The 22897-nt window shown below is 52.0% G+C and carries 21 protein-coding genes and 1 tRNA gene; 10 read left to right on the plus strand and 12 right to left on the minus strand.

Annotation, left to right across the window (positions count from 1 at the left end; all coding sequences use genetic code 11):
* Positions 1-193 precede the first annotated feature (193 nt).
* Positions 194-1480, plus strand: a complete 1287-nt coding sequence (locus KRR23_RS12980; protein WP_216742822.1) for an OprD family porin — start codon at positions 194-196, stop codon at positions 1478-1480.
* 101 nt (positions 1481-1581) lie between these two features.
* On the opposite strand, the gene KRR23_RS12985 is transcribed toward KRR23_RS12980, so the two are convergent.
* Positions 1582-1863, minus strand: coding sequence for a DUF3077 domain-containing protein (locus tag KRR23_RS12985; protein ID WP_216742823.1), 282 nt, complete (start codon positions 1861-1863; stop codon positions 1582-1584).
* A 494-nt stretch (positions 1864-2357) separates the two neighbouring features.
* Between KRR23_RS12985 and KRR23_RS12990 the strand changes: the two genes are divergently transcribed.
* Positions 2358-2567 (plus strand): hypothetical protein, encoded by a 210-nt coding sequence (locus KRR23_RS12990; RefSeq protein ID WP_216742824.1) that lies wholly within the window; start codon positions 2358-2360, stop codon positions 2565-2567.
* A 72-nt stretch (positions 2568-2639) separates the two neighbouring features.
* Here KRR23_RS12990 and KRR23_RS12995 read toward each other — a convergent pair whose 3' ends face one another.
* Positions 2640-3797, minus strand: a complete 1158-nt coding sequence (locus KRR23_RS12995; protein WP_216742825.1) for an ATP-binding protein — start codon at positions 3795-3797, stop codon at positions 2640-2642.
* A gap of 275 nt (positions 3798-4072) precedes the next feature.
* Between KRR23_RS12995 and KRR23_RS13000 the strand changes: the two genes are divergently transcribed.
* From KRR23_RS13000 to KRR23_RS13035, 8 genes are all read left to right on the plus strand, one after another.
* Complete coding sequence (locus KRR23_RS13000; RefSeq protein WP_019691259.1) at positions 4073-4288, plus strand: 4-oxalocrotonate tautomerase family protein; 216 nt, start codon at positions 4073-4075, stop codon at positions 4286-4288.
* A complete protein-coding gene (locus KRR23_RS13005; RefSeq protein WP_216742826.1) occupies positions 4285-4941 on the plus strand; it encodes a DsbA family oxidoreductase in 657 nt (218 codons plus the stop codon). The genes KRR23_RS13000 and KRR23_RS13005 overlap by 4 nt, the downstream gene beginning before the upstream one ends.
* 41 nt (positions 4942-4982) lie before the next feature.
* Positions 4983-5693: an SDR family NAD(P)-dependent oxidoreductase gene (locus KRR23_RS13010; protein WP_103318191.1), complete on the plus strand. Its 711-nt coding sequence runs from the start codon at positions 4983-4985 to the stop codon at positions 5691-5693.
* 247 nt (positions 5694-5940) lie between these two features.
* Positions 5941-6339, plus strand: coding sequence for a carboxymuconolactone decarboxylase family protein (locus KRR23_RS13015; RefSeq protein WP_123582097.1), 399 nt, complete (start codon positions 5941-5943; stop codon positions 6337-6339).
* Positions 6340-6382: 43 nt separating this feature from the next.
* Complete coding sequence (locus KRR23_RS13020; RefSeq protein ID WP_253912068.1) at positions 6383-6628, plus strand: hypothetical protein; 246 nt, start codon at positions 6383-6385, stop codon at positions 6626-6628.
* Between the two features lie 87 nt (positions 6629-6715).
* Positions 6716-7114, plus strand: coding sequence for a hypothetical protein (locus tag KRR23_RS13025; protein ID WP_253912069.1), 399 nt, complete (start codon positions 6716-6718; stop codon positions 7112-7114).
* Positions 7107-7856 (plus strand): hydroxypyruvate isomerase family protein, encoded by a 750-nt coding sequence (locus KRR23_RS13030; RefSeq protein WP_216742827.1) that lies wholly within the window; start codon positions 7107-7109, stop codon positions 7854-7856. The genes KRR23_RS13025 and KRR23_RS13030 overlap by 8 nt, the downstream gene beginning before the upstream one ends.
* 801 nt (positions 7857-8657) lie before the next feature.
* Positions 8658-11894 carry a hypothetical protein gene (locus KRR23_RS13035; protein WP_216742828.1) on the plus strand — a complete coding sequence of 1079 codons (3237 nt, stop codon included), beginning with the start codon at positions 8658-8660 and terminating at the stop codon, positions 11892-11894.
* A 214-nt stretch (positions 11895-12108) separates the two neighbouring features.
* Here KRR23_RS13035 and KRR23_RS13040 read toward each other — a convergent pair whose 3' ends face one another.
* From KRR23_RS13040 to KRR23_RS13085, 10 genes are all read right to left on the minus strand, one after another.
* Entirely contained in the window at positions 12109-13395 is a 1287-nt protein-coding gene (locus KRR23_RS13040; RefSeq protein ID WP_216742829.1) for a hypothetical protein, read from the minus strand.
* 68 nt (positions 13396-13463) lie between these two features.
* Positions 13464-14225 (minus strand): DEAD/DEAH box helicase, encoded by a 762-nt coding sequence (locus tag KRR23_RS13045; protein WP_216742830.1) that lies wholly within the window; start codon positions 14223-14225, stop codon positions 13464-13466.
* Positions 14226-14228: 3 nt separating this feature from the next.
* Complete coding sequence (locus tag KRR23_RS13050; RefSeq protein ID WP_043047350.1) at positions 14229-15161, minus strand: DUF1837 domain-containing protein; 933 nt, start codon at positions 15159-15161, stop codon at positions 14229-14231.
* 449 nt (positions 15162-15610) lie between these two features.
* The gene (locus KRR23_RS13055) at positions 15611-16591 is read right to left on the minus strand and encodes an integrase domain-containing protein (RefSeq protein ID WP_043047349.1); all 981 of its coding nucleotides are present in this window, start codon (positions 16589-16591) and stop codon (positions 15611-15613) included.
* A gap of 912 nt (positions 16592-17503) precedes the next feature.
* A complete protein-coding gene (locus KRR23_RS13060) occupies positions 17504-18826 on the minus strand; it encodes an integrase arm-type DNA-binding domain-containing protein (protein WP_216742831.1) in 1323 nt (440 codons plus the stop codon).
* A gap of 172 nt (positions 18827-18998) precedes the next feature.
* Positions 18999-19074: transfer RNA gene (locus KRR23_RS13065), tRNA-Thr, on the minus strand.
* Between the two features lie 137 nt (positions 19075-19211).
* On the minus strand, positions 19212-19739 hold the full coding sequence (locus KRR23_RS13070) for a serine acetyltransferase (RefSeq protein ID WP_216742832.1): 528 nt from the start codon (positions 19737-19739) through the stop codon (positions 19212-19214).
* Positions 19740-20301: 562 nt separating this feature from the next.
* A complete protein-coding gene (locus KRR23_RS13075; protein WP_216742833.1) occupies positions 20302-21531 on the minus strand; it encodes a methyltransferase in 1230 nt (409 codons plus the stop codon).
* On the minus strand, positions 21512-22201 hold the full coding sequence (locus tag KRR23_RS13080; protein ID WP_054595141.1) for an ABC transporter permease: 690 nt from the start codon (positions 22199-22201) through the stop codon (positions 21512-21514). Before KRR23_RS13080 ends, KRR23_RS13075 begins: the two co-directional genes overlap by 20 nt.
* Entirely contained in the window at positions 22198-22893 is a 696-nt protein-coding gene (locus KRR23_RS13085; protein WP_216742834.1) for an ABC transporter permease, read from the minus strand. The genes KRR23_RS13080 and KRR23_RS13085 overlap by 4 nt, the downstream gene beginning before the upstream one ends.
* Between the last annotated feature and the right edge of the window lie 4 nt (positions 22894-22897).

Genomic DNA, 22897 nt, shown 5'->3' on the forward strand with positions numbered 1-22897 from the left:
TGACACATGCTTAAGGGCGCGGCTAGGATTCGCCCCAACGCCTGTGGCCAACCGCCACGACTCCAAAAAATAATAAGGGCCTGCCTCGCTTTTGCGTGGGCGGGCCTTTTGTTTTGGAGTGAAAAAAGAGCGCAATAACAGCCATTTCAGCCAGCGGTCACAGTGCGTATCAACCCGTAATAAGGAAAATAACATGTTGAACAAGCGGATCGGTCTGATCGCTCTGGGGATTTTTAGCGCCACTCAAGCCATGGCAAATGACCAAGCTGAGTCCAAGGGTTTTGTTGAAGACAGCAGCCTGAAAGTGCTGTTGCGCAACGCCTACATCAATCGCGATTACAAGGACGGTAACCCAGACAAGGCCGAGTGGGGCCAAGCTGCCATCGGTACTTTCTCCTCGGGTTTCACCCAAGGCACCGTGGGTGTCGGCGTTGATGCCTTCGGTCTGTACGCCCTGCGTCTCGATGGCGGCAAAGGTCGTAGCGGCGCCGGCGGTATCGACTTCTTCAAGCAAGGCGACAGCGGCGAAGCAGCCGATGACTTGGCCAAGGCTGGTGCGGCGGTAAAATTCCGTCTGTCCAACACCGTGTTGACCTACGGCGACCAGATGCCGGAGCTGCCGGTGCTGAACTACGACAACGCCCGTCTGTTGCCTGAAAGCTACACCGGCACCTTGATCACCTCCAAGGAGATCAAAGGCCTGGAGCTGAACGCTGGCCGTTTCACCGCCGAGTCGCGCAAGAGCGCCGAAGGTCGTGACAGCGGTGGCCTGAAATCGATCAACGTCTTGGGCGGTCGCTACCAGTTCACCGAACAGTTCAAAGGTGCGTTCTACGCGTCCAACGTTGAAGACGTTCTGAAGAAACAGTACGTGAACCTGAACTACGTGTTCCCGCTGGCCACCGATCAGTCCCTGACCCTGGACTTCAACGGCTACCAGACCAAGCTGGACAAGTCTTACGCCGAACTTAAAAACGCAGAAGGCCAGGACAACAAAATCTGGAGCCTGGCAGCGACCTATGTCACCGGCCCGCACTCGTTCACCCTCGCACACCAGCGCAGCACTGGTGACAGCAACCTCGGCTACCCGTACGGCGGCTACCAGAACGATGGCCGTCGTGTCGGTGACGGTGGCAACACCATCTACCTCGCCAACTCCTACTGGTCCGACTTCAACGGTGAAGACGAACGCAGCTGGCAGCTGGGCTACGGCCTCGACTTCGGCGCCTTCGGCGTTCCAGGCCTGACCTACAACGTGGCTTACGTGCGTGGCGACAACATCACAACCGCCACCAGCACCGGCGGCACCGAGCGCGAAATCTTCAACCAGTTCAAGTACGTGGTCCAAAGCGGCCCGGCCAAAGACCTGAGCGTGAAAGTGCGCAGTTCGGTCCTGCGCGTGTCGCAAAAATCCAGCGACTACAACGTCAGCGGCAACGAAGTCCGTGTGTTCGTGGATTACCCGATCAACATCTTCTGATGATCGGCTGCGTGGTTGAGGCCTGATGCCAGGCCGAAATGAGAAAGCCCCGACTGGTTCGGGGCTTTTTCTTGCGTGCGGATCAGGTTCAGATCTCGACGTTACTGACTGCGGTTGTTACCCGGCGCGCCCAGCACCTTCACCACGTCATCGATCACCGCCTTACTCATCTCCTGCAAATAGTGCGACGCCCAGGCATAGCGGTCCGTACCGCGTTCCATCGCCGCGTCTTTGGCCAGCAGTTTGGAGAGGTGGAGCAAGTCGGAAACGTGGGACAGGGCTTCGCGGATCGGGACGCCACTGTTGACGCGGAAGAGGGGTTGGTCGGAGTGGATGGAGAAGGGCGTGAGGCCGACAGTTGTCAGGTCTTGGGGGTTAGTCATTGGGCACCTCCAAGATGTGAGGAGGCAAAGTATGACTTTGAAGGTCGCCTGGCACAGAATTTGGACGGACTGATCTTGTACATGGTCTAACTCCTATTGTTGAGGAACTGCCACGAACCGTCGCCAAACGATTATGGGTGGCAGCTGTACGCAGGTTGGCGAACCGGGACAATAGGAACCCGGCAGACCCGAAGGTCTCCCGCGCACAGCCGCCATAACAGAAAAGTACGAGCGAAAAAAAACGCCAGCAATCGTAATGGTGGCGCCTGTGCGCCTATTGTAAGTCGGGTCGCCAAACCCGTTCGCTGAATTTGCAGCGATGACGGGAGCCTAGCGTGCGGGCTGATAGTCTGCAACCGTGGCGAAGTGCTGGCCGAGGCCAAGGAGTTTTTGTGGTTTTTATGAATGGGCAATAATTGTGGCCGTTCATAATTTTAATAATTTCGAAAAAACGACTGACAGCCTTATCTGGCTGACCGAAGGAGGCGTTAGAAATGGATGCTGAACTGAATCAGTTTCAGAAGGAGTTGCTGGATTCTGTTCGTGAAATGAATACCGAGCGTGCCCTTCGTGACGCTGAGGTGAGGCCGTTAGCAGATGTGTCTGGTTTTGACGCGGACGTGGCGTCGTCAACGACACATCATCACAACGTGTCGCTGAAATCGAAAAACAACGACACGTCAACGAGCGAAGTACATGGGTAGGGACTAAGTCCTACGATGGAAGTAATCGACGGTGACGACCATCGTCAGGGGGCGTTTCATATACATGGGCTCTTAACTGGCCTCAATCAACGCCCGCTCCTCCAGCCAAATCTCCTGGACAAACTGATCTGTAATCGCATAGATCCCATGCCCGCGCCGCATGATGATGTTCTCCGCAACCAGCGCAATCACCACAGGTTGAATCTCTTCAACACGGACCTCTCGACCTACTGTCTTCGAATACTCAGCCGCAGCATCGGTGGAGAAAATGCCCCGTGCGTCACCTTCCGTGGACGCAATCTTGTTGAAAATCGCTTGGGCCAAGCTGCCCAATAGCTCAACTTTCTCAAGCTCAATACTCGCCGCCGCTGAGCGCAACGTACTGGCAATAACTGGCAGGAAAACGTCAGGATCCCCCTCTTGCTGCATGAGTTGTCGCAGCGCTTTGAGCATTTCCTCAGGTCGATTCCCCAAGGTGTTGAACGCTTCGATGGCGACTTCGAGGGACGGTAATTTCTCCTTCTTCACTGTCATGGCTAGCCGGTTGAGCAGGTACTCGACGTAATCACCTTTCAGCACCGGGTACGCCGTCGATGTGGCCCCGGAAAATGCCTGGTTTCGCTTTGCCGTCAGCTCGCTCACTTGAGCCCTGTGGGATCCCGTTCCGATGAACAGGAAGTAACCCGGTGTATTCGGGCGAGGGTTGATCGCGTCACGAGCGGCTTTGAGTGCCAAGAGCAGTTGATTACCGTCGTCGGAGGAAATGGCGTGCTGCACTTCATCGATGATCAGTACCAAATTGGTTTTTGCTTGATCCACGACTTCCGTCAAAGCCTGCGCCAGTGTCGGTCCACCTGCGTTGCCAATGCTGTCGAGTTTGAAACCAAACTTGAATCCTGCTGCGCCTATATCCGCACCGCTAACGCGCTTGAGCATTTCGAGCAGCGTAGAGCCTGGTGTTTGGAGTTCCTCCAGGCGTTTACGGATAGCGTCATGCACTAGCGTCGCTGGGTTGGCGAGCGTATCGCTCCATAGGTCGACGTAAATGACTAGAGCACCGGCTTCTTCCAGAGCAGGGATAAGGTCATTTCTCAGGAATGTTGTTTTACCTGTCCTGCGTAGGCCGGACAGAAACAGACCTGAGCGCAGACCTTCATCGAGAACACCCGGATTGAGGAGCTGGTTCGCCATCTCTTCAGCCAGCTCAGGGCGCTGGAAAATGCTGCTCATGCAATTACCTCTTTTTATGGATACGCCATAATTATTGGCCAGCCATAATTTAGCATAAAGGCTGGATTCTGGTCTGAGGGCTCAGAAATCAGCGTTCTTCCAGGATTTTTCAGGGGCGAAGAACTGGTTTAGGCACATCAATATCCCGCCCATACTCATTACATCACATCACTAATGATGTTCTCGGCCCCATCTTTATCCCTCCAAAGCAACGTCATACAGTCATCTCCACCACCTGCCCATCATCCCGAAGGGAAGGTCACTGGAGAGTCGTCATGCCTTTTGTCAGCGTACGCATCACCCGCGATGGCGTTACCTCGGAGCAGAAAGCTCAGGTGATCGCCGAAATCACTGAAACCCTGGAGCGGGTCCTCAACAAACGTCCGGACCTGACCCATATTGTGATCGAAGAAGTCGACACCGATAACTGGGGCTATGCCGGGATCACCACCACCCAGTACCGAAAACAACTGGCAGAGGGGCAGTCATGAATCAGCCTGTCACCATCGATTTCATCTCCGATGTGGTGTGCCCGTGGTGCGCCTTGGGGGTGACGGCACTGGAGCGGGCTATCGAGAATCTGGCCGGTGAAGTATCGGTCGAGTTGACCTTCAAACCCTTCGAGTTGAACCCGGACATGCCGGCCGAAGGCGAGCGCGCGGTCCAGCACTTGATGCGCAAATACGGGCGCAGCGCCGAGGACATCGCGGCCGGCAAAGCGATGCAGATCGCCCGTGGTCAAGCCATCGGTTTCACGTTCGATCTGGAGAAACGCAGCCACTTCTACAACACCTTTGATGCTCACCGCCTGTTGTTCTGGGCATTGCAGGACGGGCGGCAAATAGAACTGAAGAAAGGCTTGCTGCGCGCTTACTTCAGCGACGGCCAGAACCCGAGCGATCGCGAGACGCTGGTACGCCTGGCGGCTGAAGCGGGTCTGGATGCGGCGCGTGCGCGTGAGGTGTTGGCGTCTGGAGCGTTTGCCACGGAGGTGCGTGAGCTTGAAGCGTATTACCGCGATCACGGTATCAACTCGGTACCGGCCATGATCCTCAACGGTCGTCACCTGGTGTCCGGTTCGCAATCGGTCGAGTACTACGAACAGATGCTGAAGCAAATGGCGCAGGCCCCCGCTGAAGCCTGATTGATCACGTTTAAAACTCCATTATTTTGTAGAGGTTCATCATGAGCAATTCGAAAAAAGTCATTGTTATTACCGGCGCATCCCAAGGTCTCGGTGCAGGCATGGTCAAGGCCTTCCGTGATCTCGATTACCGGGTGGTTGCCACCTCGCGTTCGATCAAACCGTCCACCGACCCGGACATCCTCACCGTGGCGGGCGACATCGGCGACCCGGCGATTGCCGAGCGCGTGATTCGTGAAGCGATCGCACGTTTTGGCCGTATCGACACCCTGGTCAACAACGCCGGGATCTTCGTCGCCAAGCCGTTCACCGCTTATACCCACGAAGACTACGCCGCTGTGTTGTCGGTGAACCTGAATGGCTTCTTCTACATCACCCAACTCGCCATCGCCGAGATGGAAAAACAAGGCCGCGGCCACGTCGTCAACATCACCACCAGCCTGACAGATCACGCGGTCGACGGCGTGCCGTCGGTACTAGCGTCGTTGACCAAAGGGGGCCTCAACGCGGCAACCAAATCCCTGGCCATCGAATACGCCAAGCGTGGCATTCGCGTGAACGCGGTCAGCCCCGGCATCATCAAAACACCGATGCACGCTGAAGAAACCCACGAAGCGCTGGGCAATTTGCACCCGGTCGGGCACATGGGCGAAATCAGCGACATCGCCCAGGCCGTTGTGTATCTGGACTCTGCAGGGTTCGTCACCGGTGAAATCCTGCACGTCGATGGCGGTCAGAGTGCCGGTCACTGAGACCTGCTTTTCCAAACCCCGGAAACAACAAAACCCTCGCATCGCTGCGGGGGCTTTGTTTGATAACTCCAAGCATTTAGTGGTCCGTCATTGCGCCAAAAAAGTCTAAATCCATCCTGTTGTTTCTACGATATTTAAAGATTCGTTGCTGGAGTTGTCCTGCTGCCGGCTCTGGCATGGCCACCAGCGAACTAAACTAAGTTGTACCTCTGGTGTAGATGTCTCCAGAGAGGTAAGGAGGTGCCAAATGGCCATTCGTGATACCTATCGGGAAATTGAGCAGACCCTGGGTCAGGTACCGGAGTGGATCAAGCAGATGCCGGAAGGTGCAGCGAACGGATTCTGGGGCGTAGCCCGGGATTTTTGGCTGGCAGAAACCAGGATTCCTAACAAGTACAAGGAGTTGATAGGTCTGGCAGTGTCCGGGGCGACTCGTTGTAAGTATTGCGCCCTGTTCCATACCGAAGCCGCGCGCTTGTTTGGCGCGAGCGATGAGGAAATTTCCGAAGCCAGCTTTATGGGATCGCTGACCATGATGGGCAGCACCTTTATTAACGCCCAACAGATCGACTACGAGCAGTTCCGGCAGGAAACGCTGAGTATCGTCCGGTATGTCAAAGAACACTCGCAACCCAAAGCCGCTTAAGCCGTTGCGGGAACCAGCCCTTCGCCAGCTGACGGAGGACAAGTTGATTGCAATCACCGGCGATGGTCCGAGGACCACCGCTCGGTGGCAAGCGGCTGTGATGCGAGCGATCAGCGAACTCATGCAATACAGCGACAGCGCCCGCGAAGAAAACCAGGACCTGCGCATTCCCTTTGCCAAAGCACTCCACGACCTCTATGCGGGACAGAAGTCTGACGCCGAGTTAACGGAGATGGTGTTGCTGATGCTGGAAGTGGAAACCGCGCCTTTTCTTGGCAAAGGGCCATAGGCGGGAGCGCGGGTTACAAGTCACATTTAAAAACTATTAAATCAGTCACCTGACATTGCCATTCCAGTACTCAAACCGAACGAAGCTATGATCAACCTGGCTCTAACGCGAGCATCGCGTGTTGCCGTGCTGGCGAAGTTCGAGCCTACCATCACCTCGATAATCACCGAGTTCAAGCAAGTGGCTGAGCGTAGTGGTCGGGCGATGGAGGTGGTGCCCTATTTTGTCCCTGGTGCAATACAGGCATTGAGTGAAGGGAGCAAAGACGGTCACGATACCGCCATCGCGGAAATGGCTGCTCAGGTCGGAGCCTGCGATCTGATCTGTTTCGCACAGTTTTCGATGACGAGCGCCGCAGGGCAAGCACAGGCTCGGTCTGGTCTACCTGTATTGACCACTCCCGATAGTGCAGTGCTGGAGCTGCGAAAGATGCTCCAGGCTGATGATTTTGTTTCTTTCCAGGATGGATGGTTACCCAATGCTTAAGTTCAATGCTCATCTCGGTTTTCAATTCAATGAGTTGCCTTTTCTGCAACGCATCGAAGCCGCTGCCGCAGCTGGTTTTCGGGCGGTGGAGTTCCCGTCGCCCTATGAATTCGACGCGAGTCTCCTGGCCGACAACCTGGCTCAATACAGTCTGCCGTTGATTCAGTTCGCCGCACCAGCTGGCGTTACCAAAGGCATCGCTGCCTTGCAGGGCAAGGAAGAAGAGTTTCGCAACGGGTTGCTCCAGGCCGCCAGCTATGCAAAGACGCTGGCGTGTTCGGATGTCCACATCATGTCCGGGGTTACGACGCAGGATGAGGCAGCGCTTATCTTCGGGAGCAACCTGGAGTATGCCGTCAAGTATTTCGAAGATCAGGGTTTGCGGCCGCTTATTGAAGTGATCAGTTCGCAGGCGATGCCGGGCTATTACATGTCTGACTTTAGCAAGGCGCAACAGGTGCTGGAGACCTTCCCGAGTGTTGGGCTGATTCTCGACCTTTACCATGCCCAGCTTCTGACCGCAGACGCAGCAGATGTTCTGGCCCGGTTTTATGACAGAACCGTCCATGTACAAATTGCCGACTGCCCGGGTCGTCATGAACCGGGAACGGGGAGCATCGACTTTGCTGACTTATTCGCGGCGCTGGAGCAGCGTGGCTACACAGGATGGATCGGGTGTGAATACCGTCCTTCCGGTTCTACCGTTGCGAGCCTTGACTGGATTAAGCAGCTAAGTGCTTAGTGTTTGCGACGCTCGAACGGGATTCGGAGTTCACGTACGAGCGTCCATGCGACCGACTTTTGAACCCATTTTGGCTGGTGTCGAGCCGTAGCGACTTTTTCAACAGAGTCTGTTGATTGCGGCAGGGGAAAAGGGCGCGCCCATTAGCCGGCCTCCCCACCTCCGTGAGGTGGGGAGGCCGGATAGATGATTCTGGGGGGGGCGCAGCTTGCAATCTTTTCCAAGGGCACCGGATCTGCGTTGAAGATCAAAAGATCGCAGCCTTCTGCGGCTCCTACAGAAGGGTGCGTGGCAGTTGGATTTCTGGATGCCAGAAACAACAAAGCCCTCGTATTTCTACGAGGGCTTTGTTTTGTATGGTGCGGCACCAGGAGTCGAAGCAAGTAGTAACTATCTGTAAATAAACGAAATTATCTAATAGTAATTGTTATTCTATCCCTAAAAATATCCTGAGACTGGAAGGTGCTTCTAGATGAAGGACTACCTAAGGAGGATGTACGTGTTCGACGCCTTGGCATCGTTAATTACATACCTACAGCTCTTTTCCGTTATGTCAATGGGTCGAAAGTCTCATTCATGATAAGAGCCGTTATCAGCATCAAGTGGTCAGTTGGGGGCTGTAGTTTTCAAACGAGCGAAGATTCCTCGTTTAGTGATGGGGGCTAGCTTGCATTCGTGAAATTGCTATGGCTTGATTAAGAGCGCGCGATTAGTTCTTGGAAATATATCAAATAGCGTCCTACCCTCCCCATACAAGCTCAGTGGGCCTATCGACCGCCTGTTGTTAGCAAAGGAGTGCATATGAGTTACTCGGCAACGTTTACCGACTGGAAGGGCTTACGCCTTGAAGATTTAGTAGTCGCCTATCGTAAGGCAAAAGCTGATTGTTTTTTTGAAAATACATTTCCAACCGCTATAAAGTTTGCCGAGTACGAACAAAAATTATTAGAAAATCTGAAAGATTTACTAGTTAGATTGCAACTTAATCAAGGGTTTTCCGAAGATAAGAAATTACTTGGTGAGTTTCGGTTGTTACCTAAAAAGCTCTCTGTTGAGCCGAAGAGAGAGAGCGCAAATGGGCATATTCACTTTTCTTGTCCAGTAAGGGCGTTTGAAAGTCTTAAAAGTAATAATGAGTTAGTTCCTGAGTTTCGTATTGTTGGCGATTTTCCCGTGGATGCGCATATATTATCTGCGCTTTGGATAAACACCATTGGGCATAAGTTTGACGCATGTTTGGGCAGGGATTGTTACGGTGCACGCTTAAAACGTATTAGAAATGATGATAGTTTGGACAGGAACGCAGATAAGCCTTTTCACGTAAGTGCAATAGGTTCCTTTACGCCATATTTCCAACCTTATCAAAAGTGGCGTAATGATGGTCTAAAAGCTATTCGGTTTGAGCTTGAGAAAGACCGTGATGTGATCGCTGTATCGCTTGATCTGAAAAGTTATTATCATTTTGTGGACCCGTTGGCAATTGCATCTCCGTTGCTACAAAGCAAACTTGGACTTGAACTATCCAAGGCGGAGCAGCTATTCACTAAAGAATTGACTAGGTTCTTAGCTAACTGGTCCGAGGGCGCGCAGGAATTTAGTAAGGGGTTAGTAAAGGGTGAGGCGGATATCCCAGGCGGCTTAGTCATCGGTCTAACAGCTACACGCATTATGTCTAATGTTCTATTGCATCATTGGGATACTCTTATAAGAGAAAAAGTCGCGCCAATTCATTATGGGCGTTACGTCGATGATATGTTTATGGTTTTGCATGATACAGGTTGTATAAATAATACAAAGGAGTTCATGGTTTTTTTGCAAGGTCGTTTGGGCGATGATTGTATTTTCCAAGAAGAAACTGAGCCGGCAGATAGGTCGAAGAAAAAAGAGAAGCTCTGGGAGATTCAGCAGGGAAAGGAATTACAAGGTAGTACTCGGATAAAGTTACAGGCTGAAAAGCAAAAGTTATTTATTTTACATGGTCGAGCTGGACTTGACTTGCTCGATAGTATCGAGAAGGAAATTTATGAACTTTCCAGTGAGCACCGTCTTATGCCCTCGCCTGATCAATTGGAGGATTCTACGGCGGCTCGAGTGCTCTCAGCAGCGGGAAGTGTAGGCGAGCAAGCAGATACGTTACGCCGCGCCGACGGCTTGACCATTCGCAGGCTTAGCTGGTCGTTGCAATTGCGTCATGTTGAGACATTGGCTAGAGATTTGCCACCAAGCGAGTGGGTAAAACAGCGCGAGGAGTTCTACCAGTTTGCCCACAATCATATTGTAAGACCTGAAAACTTGTTTGCTCACTTTACATATTTGCCGCGGCTCCTTGGGTTTGCAATTAGTATGAATGAATGGGCTCAAGCTGAGCAAATAGTAGTACGTGCTTTCGCATCTATTGACCAATTAGCAGGCCATATAACTCCGGGTCGGGAAATTGGCATGAATGGGGCCAAGGCAAAAGCAGGCAAGGAGTTATGGCGATATGTCAAAGGTACGCTGTCATGGATGTTTGTTGATGCAGCTGCTCGTTGTTATGACCCTAGAAGGTTGTTAAACAGTAATCGCTCGAAAAAAGAAGCACGCTTGGCTGAATTATTTCTGCAAACTATTATTGAAGCACTGACTGGTGTCGAAGATATTCTAGATTTTCGAATTGGATCGGAAGATTTTTACAAAAAAGCTCCACTCATCGCGATGGCAGATTTGGCTAAGGAACCTTACAAACGAATACTAAGCACTCGTTCTGCACAAACTTTAATCGGTAAGCGAGACGATAAGGTCGAAAGACTGCTCCTTAAGTGCTTCGAGCGAACTCAGTTATTAGATGTTGACGCATTAAAAAGCTTTCTGAAATCAACCCGCGTGTCTCGACTCGGTTTTTTTGAGGCGGGGGCACGTAAGACAGAGAGCTTTCTTCCTTACATCTTTCCGACTAGGCCACTAACACCGGCCGAAATAGCAGAGCTTGCGCCGGAATGCGTTGGTCTGCCTTGTAATAACCACAAGATCTCTGAGACAAACCCTGCAGTAATTTGGGCACAATATGCTCAGGCCCTGAGAGGGGTTTGGATAAAACCGACCTTGCTTGCTTTAGAACAAGACAAGGATGGAGGTAACTTACATAAACGCTCCACTAAATATTTATATATTGGAACCGAGCGTAGCAAAAAAATTGTTGTTGCTCTGACTAACCTTAAGACAGATGATAGCGATTGGGCTGCTATGGCATGTAACAAATCAAATCTGTCTCTTGATCGGTACAGCCGCATCGCAGAACTGGTAAATCAGGCTATAAGGCTCAATCCTAAACCTCATTATGTTTTGTTTCCGGAATTGTCGTTACCTTTGAGGTGGGTTGATAGCATTGCTGCAAGACTAAGTGCTGTAGGTATTAGTTTGATTGCTGGTACTGAATATCGACATTTTGAGGGAGATGAAGTAATAAGTGAGGCATGTTTGGTGTTGTCCGATAATCGGCTTGGCTTCCCTGCTTCAGTTAAAATCTGGCAACCTAAACTACAACCGGCGGTGGGGGAAGATAAAATACTTACCTCAATGTACGGGAAGCAATGGGCATACAGTAAAGTAGCCAGTCTGAGAAAAAAACCTGTTTATGTTCACAATGGCACATGTTTTGGTGTCATGGTTTGTTCTGAACTACAAAATAGTAAGGCCAGGGTTAAGTTTCAAGGTGAAGTTGATGCACTTATGGTTTTGAGTTGGAATCAGGACTTAGAAACCTTTTCAGCGCTTATTGAGTCCGCTGCACTCGATGTTCATGCGTATACCATTTTGGTGAATAACAGGAAGTATGGGGATAGCCGTGTTCGAGCTCCCGCCAAAGAGTCATTCATGCGTGATTTAGCCCGTGTGCGTGGTGGTGATAATGATTTTGTAATTGCAGCAACGTTAGATATTGACGCGCTTCGTGCATTCCAGAGTAGAGCGAAGCGCTGGCCTCAAGAGCGGGATGTATTCAAACCACTGCCGGAAGGATTCGTGCTCAGCCTGCGTCGTAAGAAATTACCACCGAGATAAAAGTCATAACTAAGAGATGATGAGTTAAGTGGCGAAAAGAAGACCGAAAAGAGGACTGATTTATTTGTTCTGAAATAGCTGGCCGGGTTATATTCTCCAGTTATGACGGAGTTTTGGCGAATAGGGCCTTGCTGGTTGTTAAAGTGGAATCGTAAGTTTTTAGGCTCCATGACTATAAAGGTACTGGAGCCCATTGAGATTGATCGATACTATTTCAAGGCTTACTATTGCGAGTCTGTGTTTCGACGCCATCAAAAAAGTAATCTAGGATGTATAAATCAAACTCATCCAGTTCGCCGATAAGGTGGTTGAGTCCTTGTGTATTCAAGGTTTGTAGTTTATCAATCGCTTGGTATATGTTTAATTCTTCAGAGTTGAAGTCTATAAGGCCCGCATGATGAATTTGCTTGGAGATGTTTCGTGGGAGTCCATATTCTTCTAGTTGATATACGACTTTCGGGAGAAACGCATGAGATAGTTTTGATACAAATGGTGAGATGTCTTGTGCGCTATCGCCGAAAATTTCTTTTTGTATTATAGATACGTCATTGAATAGGGCGGCAAGTTTAAACGTTACAGTTCTTTCTAGCTTGAAGAAATCATCAACACCAATATCAATGTCGTTGAGCTGCTGTAGAAGTTCCGGGATCGTTTTTGCCCAGTTTTGGGAAAGGATTTTTACAAATTCAACAACTTTCGTATAGTCAGTTCCCCAGCCAGCTGGCTGAAGTCGAATGACTTTGTATAATAATCTTTCCCAGTTTTCTGGGTTTTGTGAATTAAGGTATCCGAGTCCGTTCCATGAGGCAGGATTGTTTTTGAGGTCTTTAACGATATCCATAATAAGAAACGAATTGCTGCTTTGAAGCATGCTATTGTTTTTTATATCTTTATAGCTCTTCTCCCCAATGAGCTCTGACATTTCCTCTCGGTAGGCAATAATTTTAGCGATTTGTTCTGGAGTCAGTTCTTCAGAGGCGACTCTACTTTCCAAGTCAGAAACTAGTTCGTCCGGGATTTCAAGGTTGAGTGCGTTATCTGTCTCTTTTGGTGGTTCTTCAAGAATATAAATTTTCCCAACAAAGTGGCGAAGCATTCGCCCACCTCGGCCTATAATGTTTTTATAGGTGAAGTCGGTTATTCGCGCTCTGCCTTTTCCACTTAAGTTGCTCCATAGTATTACGTTTTGGGCGGATGTATTAACTCCTTCTATAATTGATGAGGTGGAAATTATGGTTTGAAGTGCATCCGGCTCTTCAAAAAGCTTTATCTGGATTTGGCTTAGGGATCTGTGTAGCTGGCCATTGTGAATTCCAGTTCCCCGCAAAACCATGTTGGTGAGTCCCCAGTTAGGGTCATAATTCTTAGCAAGCCATTTACTGAAATTACTAAGTAGCTTGGTGTTTTGTTTGTTTCGATTGCTTAATATGAGAGTGGATAATTTTTCAATATTTGTATAGGTGCCCGCGTAGATTAAAGTTTTGCCAGTAGTGGAGTCCAATATTCGTAGGAGCTCCTGGCTTTTTTTGGTTTCGTCTTTTCCTATTTCTTTGTATAAATCTTGTTTTTCTAAGAAACGGTATTGAAATCAAGGCTGCAAAACTCCATACCCTTTGTAAAGATATTGTCTTTCAACTTGTTTATGTTGGGGGCTAAAAAATATCGCTGCGTTGCCTTGTCGCCGAGCTTCAAAATAGCCTTTAGCAGGGATGGAGACCTTTCTTTATCAAAAACAGAACTTGCTTTATAAAATTCATCAATAACAAGCATATCCAACACATCAATTTTATCTACGTAAGATATTGATCTTTCTTGAGGGAATATGAAAATGTTTTGATCGGAAAGCTCTTGGTCTGATGTGGTAATTATTTTATAGTCAAGTCCGAACTTTTTTTGTAGTCTACGCCTTGTTTCATCGGTTAGGGCAATTGTTGGAACGATTATCGCAATATTTCTAGGCTTTTTTATTGAAATAAAAGAGTCAATTACAAAACTCTTTCCGAAACTTGTTGGTGCGCTTACCGCTACACTTTTTCCCGAGAGTAATTTGCTAAGAAGTAATGACTGCTCACGGTGCAAGGTGACTAGCTCTGGTGCTCCTGTGTCTACCTTAAAAGATTCGTGCACATACCTATCTTGCCAAATTGAGCTGCCAAGTTCTAGGTATGGGTACAGACCAGTTTGTCTAATCAAGTTGTTTAGAAGTGGAGTGTATTCTAGCTTCTGGCGTTGGAAGTAATCGAGTAGTTTTATAAGTTCATTGCGTGCTGAAAATTCATTACCCTCGGTGATCAGGTTGTTTATTCTTCCACATTCTTCAAAGATTTCCATTTCTTAGTCCTGCTTTTTTTTCGGTTTTTTATAATGTTCTGCGTCGCTTACGAATGCCTCTATTATGGGCTCCTTCTCAGGTACAGGAAAAAGAATTATGTGGAATTTTATTTTTTCGTAGAAGTGTATATTGGCCAGGCTTTTTATTTGTTTCTTGAAATAAGAGTTTGCTCGCTCTGAGTGGAATGCGATTATTTTTTCTTTGTAGTCGTCAGAGATCTCTGTTGACGCACTTGTGATGCCGCACTCGTGTAGCAGTAGTATGGGTATGTTGATCTTCGGTTTTAATGTGTCAATTGAGGCTTGATGTGATAGCGAGTCTTTTATTTTTTTCTTCAGCTGATCATTTATTTCTAAGAGATCAATATCAGCGATATTGGTGATTATGCTGTTTTCTTTCTTTAGTTTATCTGTTTTTAATGAGTTCCCTACGGAGGTAATAATACTTGGTAATCTTGAATCCTCAATACTGTTGAAAAATTTAGCTTCCCCGAACCATAAAGAAAAATCGTCGTCCCCTTCCAGAACAATATGGACGCTATCCGCTCCCTTGGCATTGTCTTGAGCATTTTGTTTGTAGAATATTTTTGGAACAACAGGTAGGGCATTGTATTTATGCTTCATGATGGCATATAGGACAATTTCTGCTAGCTCACTACCCTTGCTTATATCTTGTTCCTTATCTGTAAGTCTTAGGTTCTCTGCCGCACGCTTTAGGGTTGACTGTGATTTGTGTTCAAGATTTTTACGTTCTTGATGAGATAGCGCGGTTTGTGCGATGTTGTCCCAAATGAAATTACTAAATTTTTCGTAACGCCAATCACCGTCTTCAAAGTCATTTATTATGCTAAGTACATGTTTGTTTTCTATTGGGATTAGTTTAGGGTCTATATTTAAATTAATAAAACTGCTGTCAATTAGAACTTCAAAATCCATTTCTCAATCCCTGTTAGCGAACTACTTTCGTCGCTACTTACGCGAGCTGCGGTAGCTCTTGGTGATGTCGTATGGCCATGGTGCGATTTTTTCGTGCTGCCGTCGAGCTTTGTATTCGACATGGGTAGACGAGTCTTAACCCTCCGAGGTATCTGCTCTCCTTGAGATACCTAGGCTTGGGTTATCCAACCGCCAGGGTCTACCCATACGCATCACGATGTACCTGCTTGTTAGATAGTAAGAGTAAACAGTTGCGGCTTTCCGATTTCGAAGGTAACTGTTCAAGAACCATTTCAGATGCTTTTCTTTCCACTTCCATGGATTCTCTAGCTGCCAACGTTCCAGAATTGCTGCTTGGATATTTTTTGCCTGATGAAAGTGCCTTGCTCGTGTTGTCGAGGAGCCATGAACGATCCCGGAAATCAAGAGTTCCATGCTGAATGGTTTACTCATATCCGACCGCCGATGTACGCCGATACCACGTCGATTCGACCGTGTCCCAGCTCATAACTGATTTGTAAACGTGCCTCTCGATCAAGGCGTGGATCGAGGCGTCTGCACCTGCCACCGTTGATGGGCGCTAGGTGATGGGTGATCTGCTCATAGCGTTCGCACGCATAAGCCGCGCGCAGTTCGTGGAAGCCTTTGAGGTTGTGCGTATGGAGGATATCTCGGGCGGGGCGGACGATTTCCCGTTGGAAATCGAGGTAGCTCTCGTTCGGTGCCAGCAGGTTGCGGCTACCGTCGGGAGAGACCTGTTCGGCGTACCTGAGCGCTTCGTGAATATGGTCATCCACCGTGATCCAACGAGGCGCGGTTGCGCCGCCGCGGCCACCTTTGGTGCCGTCCTGGATGTTGATCTTGTCGTAGTGTTCGGCCTCTCTTCGCAGGCGCGGAAGGTCGGCCAAGATGGCCTCGCGCAAGCGCATGCCGGTGGCTCGCGCCAACTGGGTGATGGCCGCCGCGCGCGGCATTTGGTGTTCGCAGAGCTCGTCGACGATCCGCTTCACGTGTTCACGGTATTGGCCTTGCGGCACCGATTGACGAACACTGGTGCGCCGCATTCCCAACGCCTTGCTTGGACTCGGCACTTTCACATACTGATCACCGCGAAGCGCCGCCATGGTCCGGTTCACGCTAGACAATCGGTTTTGCGCGGTGGCGATGCCTATAGCGCTTTGTTCAACTTGCTGACGCAGATATCCGGCGTATTCCAGCAAGGTCTGCCGATCAATTTGCCGTGCATCGTTAAATCCTGGTCCATCCTCCGAGCGACACCACCGAACAAACGCCTGCCAGCGATCACTGTGCGCTTTGACCGTGCCGTAATGTCCGCCGCCAAACAGATCGCGCAATGCCTGCGGCCCGGCATAGCTCAACTGCCGACCATAGCCAAAATTGCGCCCATCTCGTTTACCGACCAACGCCATGATCAAACTCCTCTCGAAGCCAAAATCTTTCAAACCTTCCCCACGTCATCCCGCCTAGGATGTTGAGTGTTATCAGGGATCAAGGCCCCTGCGACCTGTGAGGGTTGTCCACTCACGCGGGACTGGCGGCTCTTTACGACCGGGAGCTTGGGCATCTCATGATCTGGCCTCCTGAACACTTCCGAAGAAGTGGGCGGGTAGAGGCTGCATTGGCTGACGAGACCAATGCCACGAGATCCTGAGTCGGGTGAAGGCAGTGATGCGATGACAGGGGCATGCCTGACTGTCAGTCAGGTGCAGTCCATTCCCTGGTCTGCGGCACCATCATCTGCATCGCTGTTGCTGGTGACTTCGGTGTTTGTCACGCCGATTGTCACGAGGGGGAATGCCGCAAAGCCTTGTACGAGTTGGGCTGCAGCAGCGGTAGGAGCGCCCGTCTCTTTCCGGGAGAAAGAGACGGGCGCAGGTTGGCGCACGGGAATGGCCAAGCGGATAGGTTGCTGCAGGGCAGCTGGGGAGGGGGATGTATTTGCCGCAATGGCAAAGATCTGAAGTAGGCATCCATCACTCGGTGAGTGACCGTGCGAGCCGCCGGACGCTAATCGCACTTTGGGAGAACCACCACCGTGTGGCGTAGCCTTAAAGGTTTCTGGCTACCTGGGTTGCTGTCGGCGACAGCGCTTTGCCCGATCTTTTCTACGCCTGTGGATAATTCGGGTCAAGACTCCAATTTTCGGGAGTTCTGCGGCTGTGGATGAAATTATCCACCGGTGGAAATCAGTGGTTTTCCACAGACAGTTGTGTGGGCTTTAGATTTTTTAAGTGAGGTCCATCCAAGCAGGGCGGCTTTGCAGCCCTGTTTGGATGGACCCGCGTGGACAAACGGATCACTGAGATATGAAGACCGAGCGCTTACTCGGTTGCGCCACGTTTTGCTTTTAGGCGAGTGACGTTCGCTCCGGTCTGGTTCGCGAATTCGTGTGGAGTGACATGCTCCTGCTGGTTGGCCTCCAGATACCGGCTCCACCAGTTCATGATCAGCCTGCGTTCCTCGATGAACTCGGCCTTGTGGATGTATGCGGCGCGGACGTTGTTGCGCTCCTTGTGGCTCATCTGCCGTTCAATGGCTGTCTCCGACCACAATCCTGACTCGATCAGTGCGCTGCAGGCCATCGAACGAAACCCATGTCCGCAGATATCAGTTTTGGTGTCGTATCCCATCGTCCGTAGCGCGTTGTTCACGGTATTTTCGGACATGGGCTTCCAGGGTTTGGCGTCACCTGCGAAGACCAATTCGAATTTGCCTGTGAGTGCATGGATTTTTTCGAGTAGCGCCACTGCTTGCGGCGATAAGGGTACTAAATGGATATCCCCTGCCATCTTCGTACCCCTTGTGGAAAAGGGTACTCCCTCCAACGCGGGTCGAGTGTCCGGTATCTCCCAGGTGCCGCGCTTGAGGTCGAACTCGCTCCAGCGTGCAAAACGCAGCTCGCTGGATCTTACAAACACATGCAGCGACAGCATCACCGTCAGACGGGTAAGTGCCCGGCCTTTATAGGTGTCGATCCGCTCTTGCAGTTCCGGCAGTCGCGATAAGGGTAGAGCGGGGCGATGTACCACCCGCGGGGCTTTGATCGAGCCTTCGAGATCGTAAGCAGGGTTTATGGTGATAAGCCGGAGGCGCTTTGCCTCGCGCATGATGCTCTGCAGGTAGTTTTGTACCCTTAAAGCAACGTCTATCGTTCCGCGCTTCTTGATCGCTTCCAAGGGCTGCATAAGGTCATGGGTGTCGAGATCAACAATGGCGCTTGCGCCGATCAGCGGGAATACGTGGGTTTTGAGGCGGCTCATCACTGTCTTGGAATGGCCTGGTGCCCACTTGGCCGACATTTCCGTATGCCAGTCGAGCGCAACGCTTTCAAAGGTTCTGCCTTTGATTACGGCTTCCGCCTTAGCTTGGTGCTTGGTCTCTATAGGATCAACGCCATCTGCCAGCATTCGCTTGACCTCCAAGCGCTTGCGGCGCGCGTCGGCGAGGCCAATGACGGGGTAGTTGCCGAACGAGGTCAGTCCTTCCCGTCCGTCAGGTTTGACGTAACGGAGCCGCCAACCTTTGCGGCCATTGGGTTGGACTAGGAGATAGAGGCCATCGCCGTCGAAAAGCTTGTAGGCGCGGTCTGTAGGTTTTGCCAAGCGGCAAGCTGCGTCGGAGAGCGGAGCTGTGGTGCGCGACATAAGGGTACTCCCTTTTATCGAAGTGACCTGTATCCCAAACTCTACCCTTAAAACGGTTGGAATCCACCAGTTTCTGACGGAAACCGATGGAACGCCAAAACGAAAAAACCCGCCAGAAGGCGGGTTTTTCGGGGGTTCCAGAGATTTTGAAAGCCTTCTCTGGAACCTTGTATGGTGCCGGCACCAGGAGTCGAACCCGGGACCTACTGATTACAAGTCAGTTGCTCTACCAACTGAGCTATACCGGCGTGTTGGGCGACGATTATAGCGATTGGCGTGGTTCTGTAAACCCCTGATTACTGACTATTTTTCAGCAGGACTCTGACAAGGTTCGCGCCCTTGTGTGTGCTTGAGCGCTCCGGGGCTGGTTTCGATCAGCCTGTGGTTATCGTGCATTGTAAAAAGTGCTGTCCGCCGGGATGCTTTTGTTGACGAATGACATGGCTCCGATCGTGACGTTGTCACCGATCGAGAGGCTGTCGGCGATGATGCAGCTGTTCGCCCCGACGCTGACGTTGTCGCCAATTACCAGGTCGTACTCGTCCAGGCCCATGGTTTTGATGCCGATCGTTGTGTTTTGGCGAATGAAGAAATTCCGCCCGATTTTGACGTAACCGGTGATGACGACGCCAGGCAGGTGGCCGATGCGAAAACCTTGCCCTATCTCGGCATCAATGCTGATGTCGACCCCGTACTTGAGGTTGATTTTCCTCTCCATGCGCTTGGCATAGAGCCGCGCGAAAGCATTTCCGCTATTCAGGTACTGGGCAAGCCTGAACCAGAATAAATACCTGAGAGTGTTGTTCCTTCTGATTCTTCTGAGGATGTTGCTGATCAGCCCGATGCGGCTTCCGGGCTTTTTCTTGTTCGAGACTTCTGAGCGCCAGTGCAGGATCAAGGTGTCGAGAGTCATTGCGTTGTTTCCGCCCGATGTGAGGTCTGAAGCGTCAGGTGCGAACCAGCACATTCTTGAGTGTCTGAATTGCCCGCCACGAGCGGCTGTTGCGCAGAGTGTGCTGCTCGGCCTCGGTGCGTGGGTTGTTTGTCGCAGCGTGCCAGATGCCGGAGTGTAGCGATCTTCAATCAGAAAGTGTGTGGGCATAGCAGCCAAATACGGGAGGGCGTGGCAGGCCCGTCGAGGGTTCGATGGGTAGCTTTGCGGCACAGGGCCTTCCATGATCGAGCCGTACGCGCCAGAGATTTCTGGCGCCTGGCAACGATAGTTCAGATAGTGGAGGTTGGTTATGACCTTTCGGATTAATGCTTATGCACAGCGGGGAGTGGTTTCGCTGCGTTGACGGCTTATTTTGTGGAGCAGTTCTCAATAAATCGCAACTGGCTGTTTTTTCGCCTGTTTTTCAATGTGAACAAAAAATGACCAAGTGCTTTTGTCACCTAAAAGCCATGGATCCAAAGGCTTTCACCAAATTTCATCAACAGACTTATCCACAGGCTGTTGATCAAGATGGAGGGGGTTATCGACGCTCGGCGAGCAGCATCAGATTGCGCGGTGTCAGTGGGGTTTCGCAGAACAATCCCAGGCGCACCGAGTAACCCTGTTCTTCGAGAAACAGCGCTCGGTCGAGTACCAGCCACAGCTCCAGCGGACGGCGGAACAGGCCGCGCAGCAGCTCCAGATTGCGCACCTGGGCCAGGCGTTCCCAGCCAGCGGCTTCCAGTGCCGACCAATCCTGCGCCGGGACTGTGGATAAGTCTTTCAGCGCCGCGAGGTCGCGGCAGTAATCGGCGAAGGGTTTATCCAGCCAGGCGCTGGGTAACGACGGCGTTGGCAGGTAGTCGTCACAACCGCGCAGTTGCCGTTGCAGCAGGTCGAATGCCAGTCGGCGGGCCATGGACATGTCGCGTTGACGTCGGACGCGGGCGCCGGCGGTGACGGTCTCGCTCAGTGGCAGCGCGAGATCGTCGAGGGACAGCTGTAGGCCGGAGCCTTTAGCTGCGTCGGACAGCGGCTGGTACTGGCGAGCGCTGATGCGGTTATAACAGCAGGGCGCAATGGCCAGTTGTTTGCAGCCGGCCGCGCTGGCCAGCTGCATCAGTCGTACATGCAGATCGCCGCAGGCGTGCAGGGCGACCGGTGTCTGATCGGTGCTCAGACGCGCCGCCGCATTGGCTGCCATCACATCTTGTTGAAGATGATTGACCGCAAGGTGATGGTGTTGACTCAGCGCCTGACCGCTGGCGATCAGCGCCGGGTCATATTCCAGGCAGGTCAGTTGTTGGTCGGCTTGCAGCAGGCGTCGTCCCAAATGACCTTTGCCCGAGCACCAGTCCAGCCAGTGTCGGGGTTTTGCGGCAAATTGCAGGCAACCGGCGAAGGCTTCAATCTGCTGCCATTTGCGCCCGGGCACGTCGACGTTGAGCCGTCGGGTCGCAGGCTCGGTCGAATGAACGGGAAGGTTGCCTACAGCGCTGAGGGCAATGGCCCGCGCGGCCAGTCCTGGAAAAGGTGCGGGCGCCAGAAGGTGCTCAGGATGGTTATGGCTGTTTTCCGCGTCTTCCAGCGAACGCTGGCGTAGCCAATCTGCCAGTTCGGGATAGGCCGTTTCCCACGGCAGTTGCCGATGGGTAAACGGCCGCGGTCGCCAGAGCGCCTGGTGTTCGCTCAGGAACTCGTCCAGCGCTTTGAAGCGGGCGAGCAACTGCTCGCCCGCAAGCACCGGCCGATCAGCGTCCCTGGCAGGCATCGACGCGCAACCAGCGCTCCAGCAGCTTGAAGCCACGCACCAGAATGTAGGCCATCAACAGGTAGAACATGCCAGCCGCGAAGAAGATCTCCACGGGCAGGTAGGTCCGGGCAATGATGGTGCGGGCCATGCCGGTCAGTTCCAGCAAGGTCACGGTGCTGGCCAGGGCGCTGGCCTTGAGCATCAGGATCACTTCGTTGCTGTAGGCCGGCAGGCCGATGCGCGCGGCACGTGGCAGGACGATGTAGAACAGCGCCGTGGGGCGCGACATGCCCAGTGCCCGTGCGGCTTCGATCTCGCCCTTCGGGATGGCCTGAATCGCCCCGCGCAGGATCTCGGCGATGTAGGCCGCAGTGTGCAGGGTCATGGTGGCGGTGGCGCACCAGAACGGGTCGCGCAGGTATGGCCACATCGCGCTCGCGCGGACCGCATCGAACTGCGCCAGGCCGTAATAGACCAGAAACAGCTGCACCAGCAACGGCGTGCCACGGAAGAAGAAAATGTACGCGTAAGGCAGTGCGCGCACGTACCACAGGCGCGACGAGCGGGCGATGCCCAGCGGAATCGCCAGCAGCAAACCGAGGACGACGGCGATGGCCACCAGTTCCAGGGTCAGGGTCGCGCCCTGCGCCAGTTTCGGCAGCCACTTGATGATGACTTCCCAGTTCATTGCGTGCTCCTCGCGAAGCCGCGAGCGGCGCGTTTTTCCAGCAGGTGCATGCCGGTCATGGCCAGAATCGTCAGGCCCAGGTACATAAAGGCCGCGACCATGTAGAAGGTGAACGGCTGCTTGGTCATGGTCACGCCGTTTTGCGCATGACGCATGATTTCTTCCAGACCGATCACCGACACCAGTGCGGTGTCCTTCATCAGGATCATGAACAGGTTGCCCAGGCCCGGCAGGGCGATGCGCCACATCTGCGGCATGATCAGCCTGGTAAAGATCCGGAACTTCGAAAGCCCCAGCGCAACACCGGCTTCACGGTGACCCTTGGGGATCGCCAGAATCGCCCCGCGAAAGACTTCGGTGGCATAGGCGCCGAAGCACAGGCCCAAGGCAATCACGCCAGCGGTAAAGGCATTGAGCGCGAGATCGGGGTTGCCGAAAAACTCGCCCAAGGCACGCATCAGGTTGACCGTGCCAAAGTAGATCAACAGTACCCAGAGCAATTCCGGGATACCGCGAACCAGGGTCGAGTAGGTGCCGCCAAGCCATTGCAACGGCTTGTACGGGGAAGTCTTGGCCAAGGCGCCGAGCAGGCCGAGCACCAGTCCCAGGCATAACGCGCAGAGGGCCAGTTTGACGGTCATCAGCGCACCAGCGGCGAGCGCCGGGCCGAATCCGTAGAGGTCGATAGTCATGGAT

Source organism: Pseudomonas sp. CVAP#3 (assembly GCF_018986375.1).
Classification (GTDB): Bacteria; Pseudomonadota; Gammaproteobacteria; order Pseudomonadales; family Pseudomonadaceae; genus Aquipseudomonas; species Aquipseudomonas helvetica.

Bases quoted from the DNA above. Each gene is read 5' to 3' on its own strand.
- KRR23_RS12980 (WP_216742822.1), top strand. From the start codon at position 194: ATGTTGAACAAGCGGATCGGTCTGATCGCTCTGGGGATTTTTAGCGCC.
- KRR23_RS12985 (WP_216742823.1), bottom strand. From the start codon at position 1,863: ATGACTAACCCCCAAGACCTGACAACTGTCGGCCTCACGCCCTTCTCC.
- KRR23_RS12990 (WP_216742824.1), top strand. From the start codon at position 2,358: ATGGATGCTGAACTGAATCAGTTTCAGAAGGAGTTGCTGGATTCTGTT.
- KRR23_RS12995 (WP_216742825.1), bottom strand. From the start codon at position 3,797: ATGAGCAGCATTTTCCAGCGCCCTGAGCTGGCTGAAGAGATGGCGAAC.
- KRR23_RS13000 (WP_019691259.1), top strand. From the start codon at position 4,073: ATGCCTTTTGTCAGCGTACGCATCACCCGCGATGGCGTTACCTCGGAG.
- KRR23_RS13005 (WP_216742826.1), top strand. From the start codon at position 4,285: ATGAATCAGCCTGTCACCATCGATTTCATCTCCGATGTGGTGTGCCCG.
- KRR23_RS13010 (WP_103318191.1), top strand. From the start codon at position 4,983: ATGAGCAATTCGAAAAAAGTCATTGTTATTACCGGCGCATCCCAAGGT.
- KRR23_RS13015 (WP_123582097.1), top strand. From the start codon at position 5,941: ATGGCCATTCGTGATACCTATCGGGAAATTGAGCAGACCCTGGGTCAG.
- KRR23_RS13025 (WP_253912069.1), top strand. From the start codon at position 6,716: ATGATCAACCTGGCTCTAACGCGAGCATCGCGTGTTGCCGTGCTGGCG.
- KRR23_RS13030 (WP_216742827.1), top strand. From the start codon at position 7,107: ATGCTTAAGTTCAATGCTCATCTCGGTTTTCAATTCAATGAGTTGCCT.
- KRR23_RS13035 (WP_216742828.1), top strand. From the start codon at position 8,658: ATGAGTTACTCGGCAACGTTTACCGACTGGAAGGGCTTACGCCTTGAA.
- KRR23_RS13045 (WP_216742830.1), bottom strand. From the start codon at position 14,225: ATGGAAATCTTTGAAGAATGTGGAAGAATAAACAACCTGATCACCGAG.
- KRR23_RS13050 (WP_043047350.1), bottom strand. From the start codon at position 15,161: ATGGATTTTGAAGTTCTAATTGACAGCAGTTTTATTAATTTAAATATA.
- KRR23_RS13055 (WP_043047349.1), bottom strand. From the start codon at position 16,591: ATGGCGTTGGTCGGTAAACGAGATGGGCGCAATTTTGGCTATGGTCGG.
- KRR23_RS13060 (WP_216742831.1), bottom strand. From the start codon at position 18,826: ATGTCGCGCACCACAGCTCCGCTCTCCGACGCAGCTTGCCGCTTGGCA.
- KRR23_RS13070 (WP_216742832.1), bottom strand. From the start codon at position 19,739: ATGACTCTCGACACCTTGATCCTGCACTGGCGCTCAGAAGTCTCGAAC.
- KRR23_RS13075 (WP_216742833.1), bottom strand. From the start codon at position 21,531: ATGCCTGCCAGGGACGCTGATCGGCCGGTGCTTGCGGGCGAGCAGTTG.
- KRR23_RS13080 (WP_054595141.1), bottom strand. From the start codon at position 22,201: ATGAACTGGGAAGTCATCATCAAGTGGCTGCCGAAACTGGCGCAGGGC.
- KRR23_RS13085 (WP_216742834.1), bottom strand. From the start codon at position 22,893: ATGACTATCGACCTCTACGGATTCGGCCCGGCGCTCGCCGCTGGTGCG.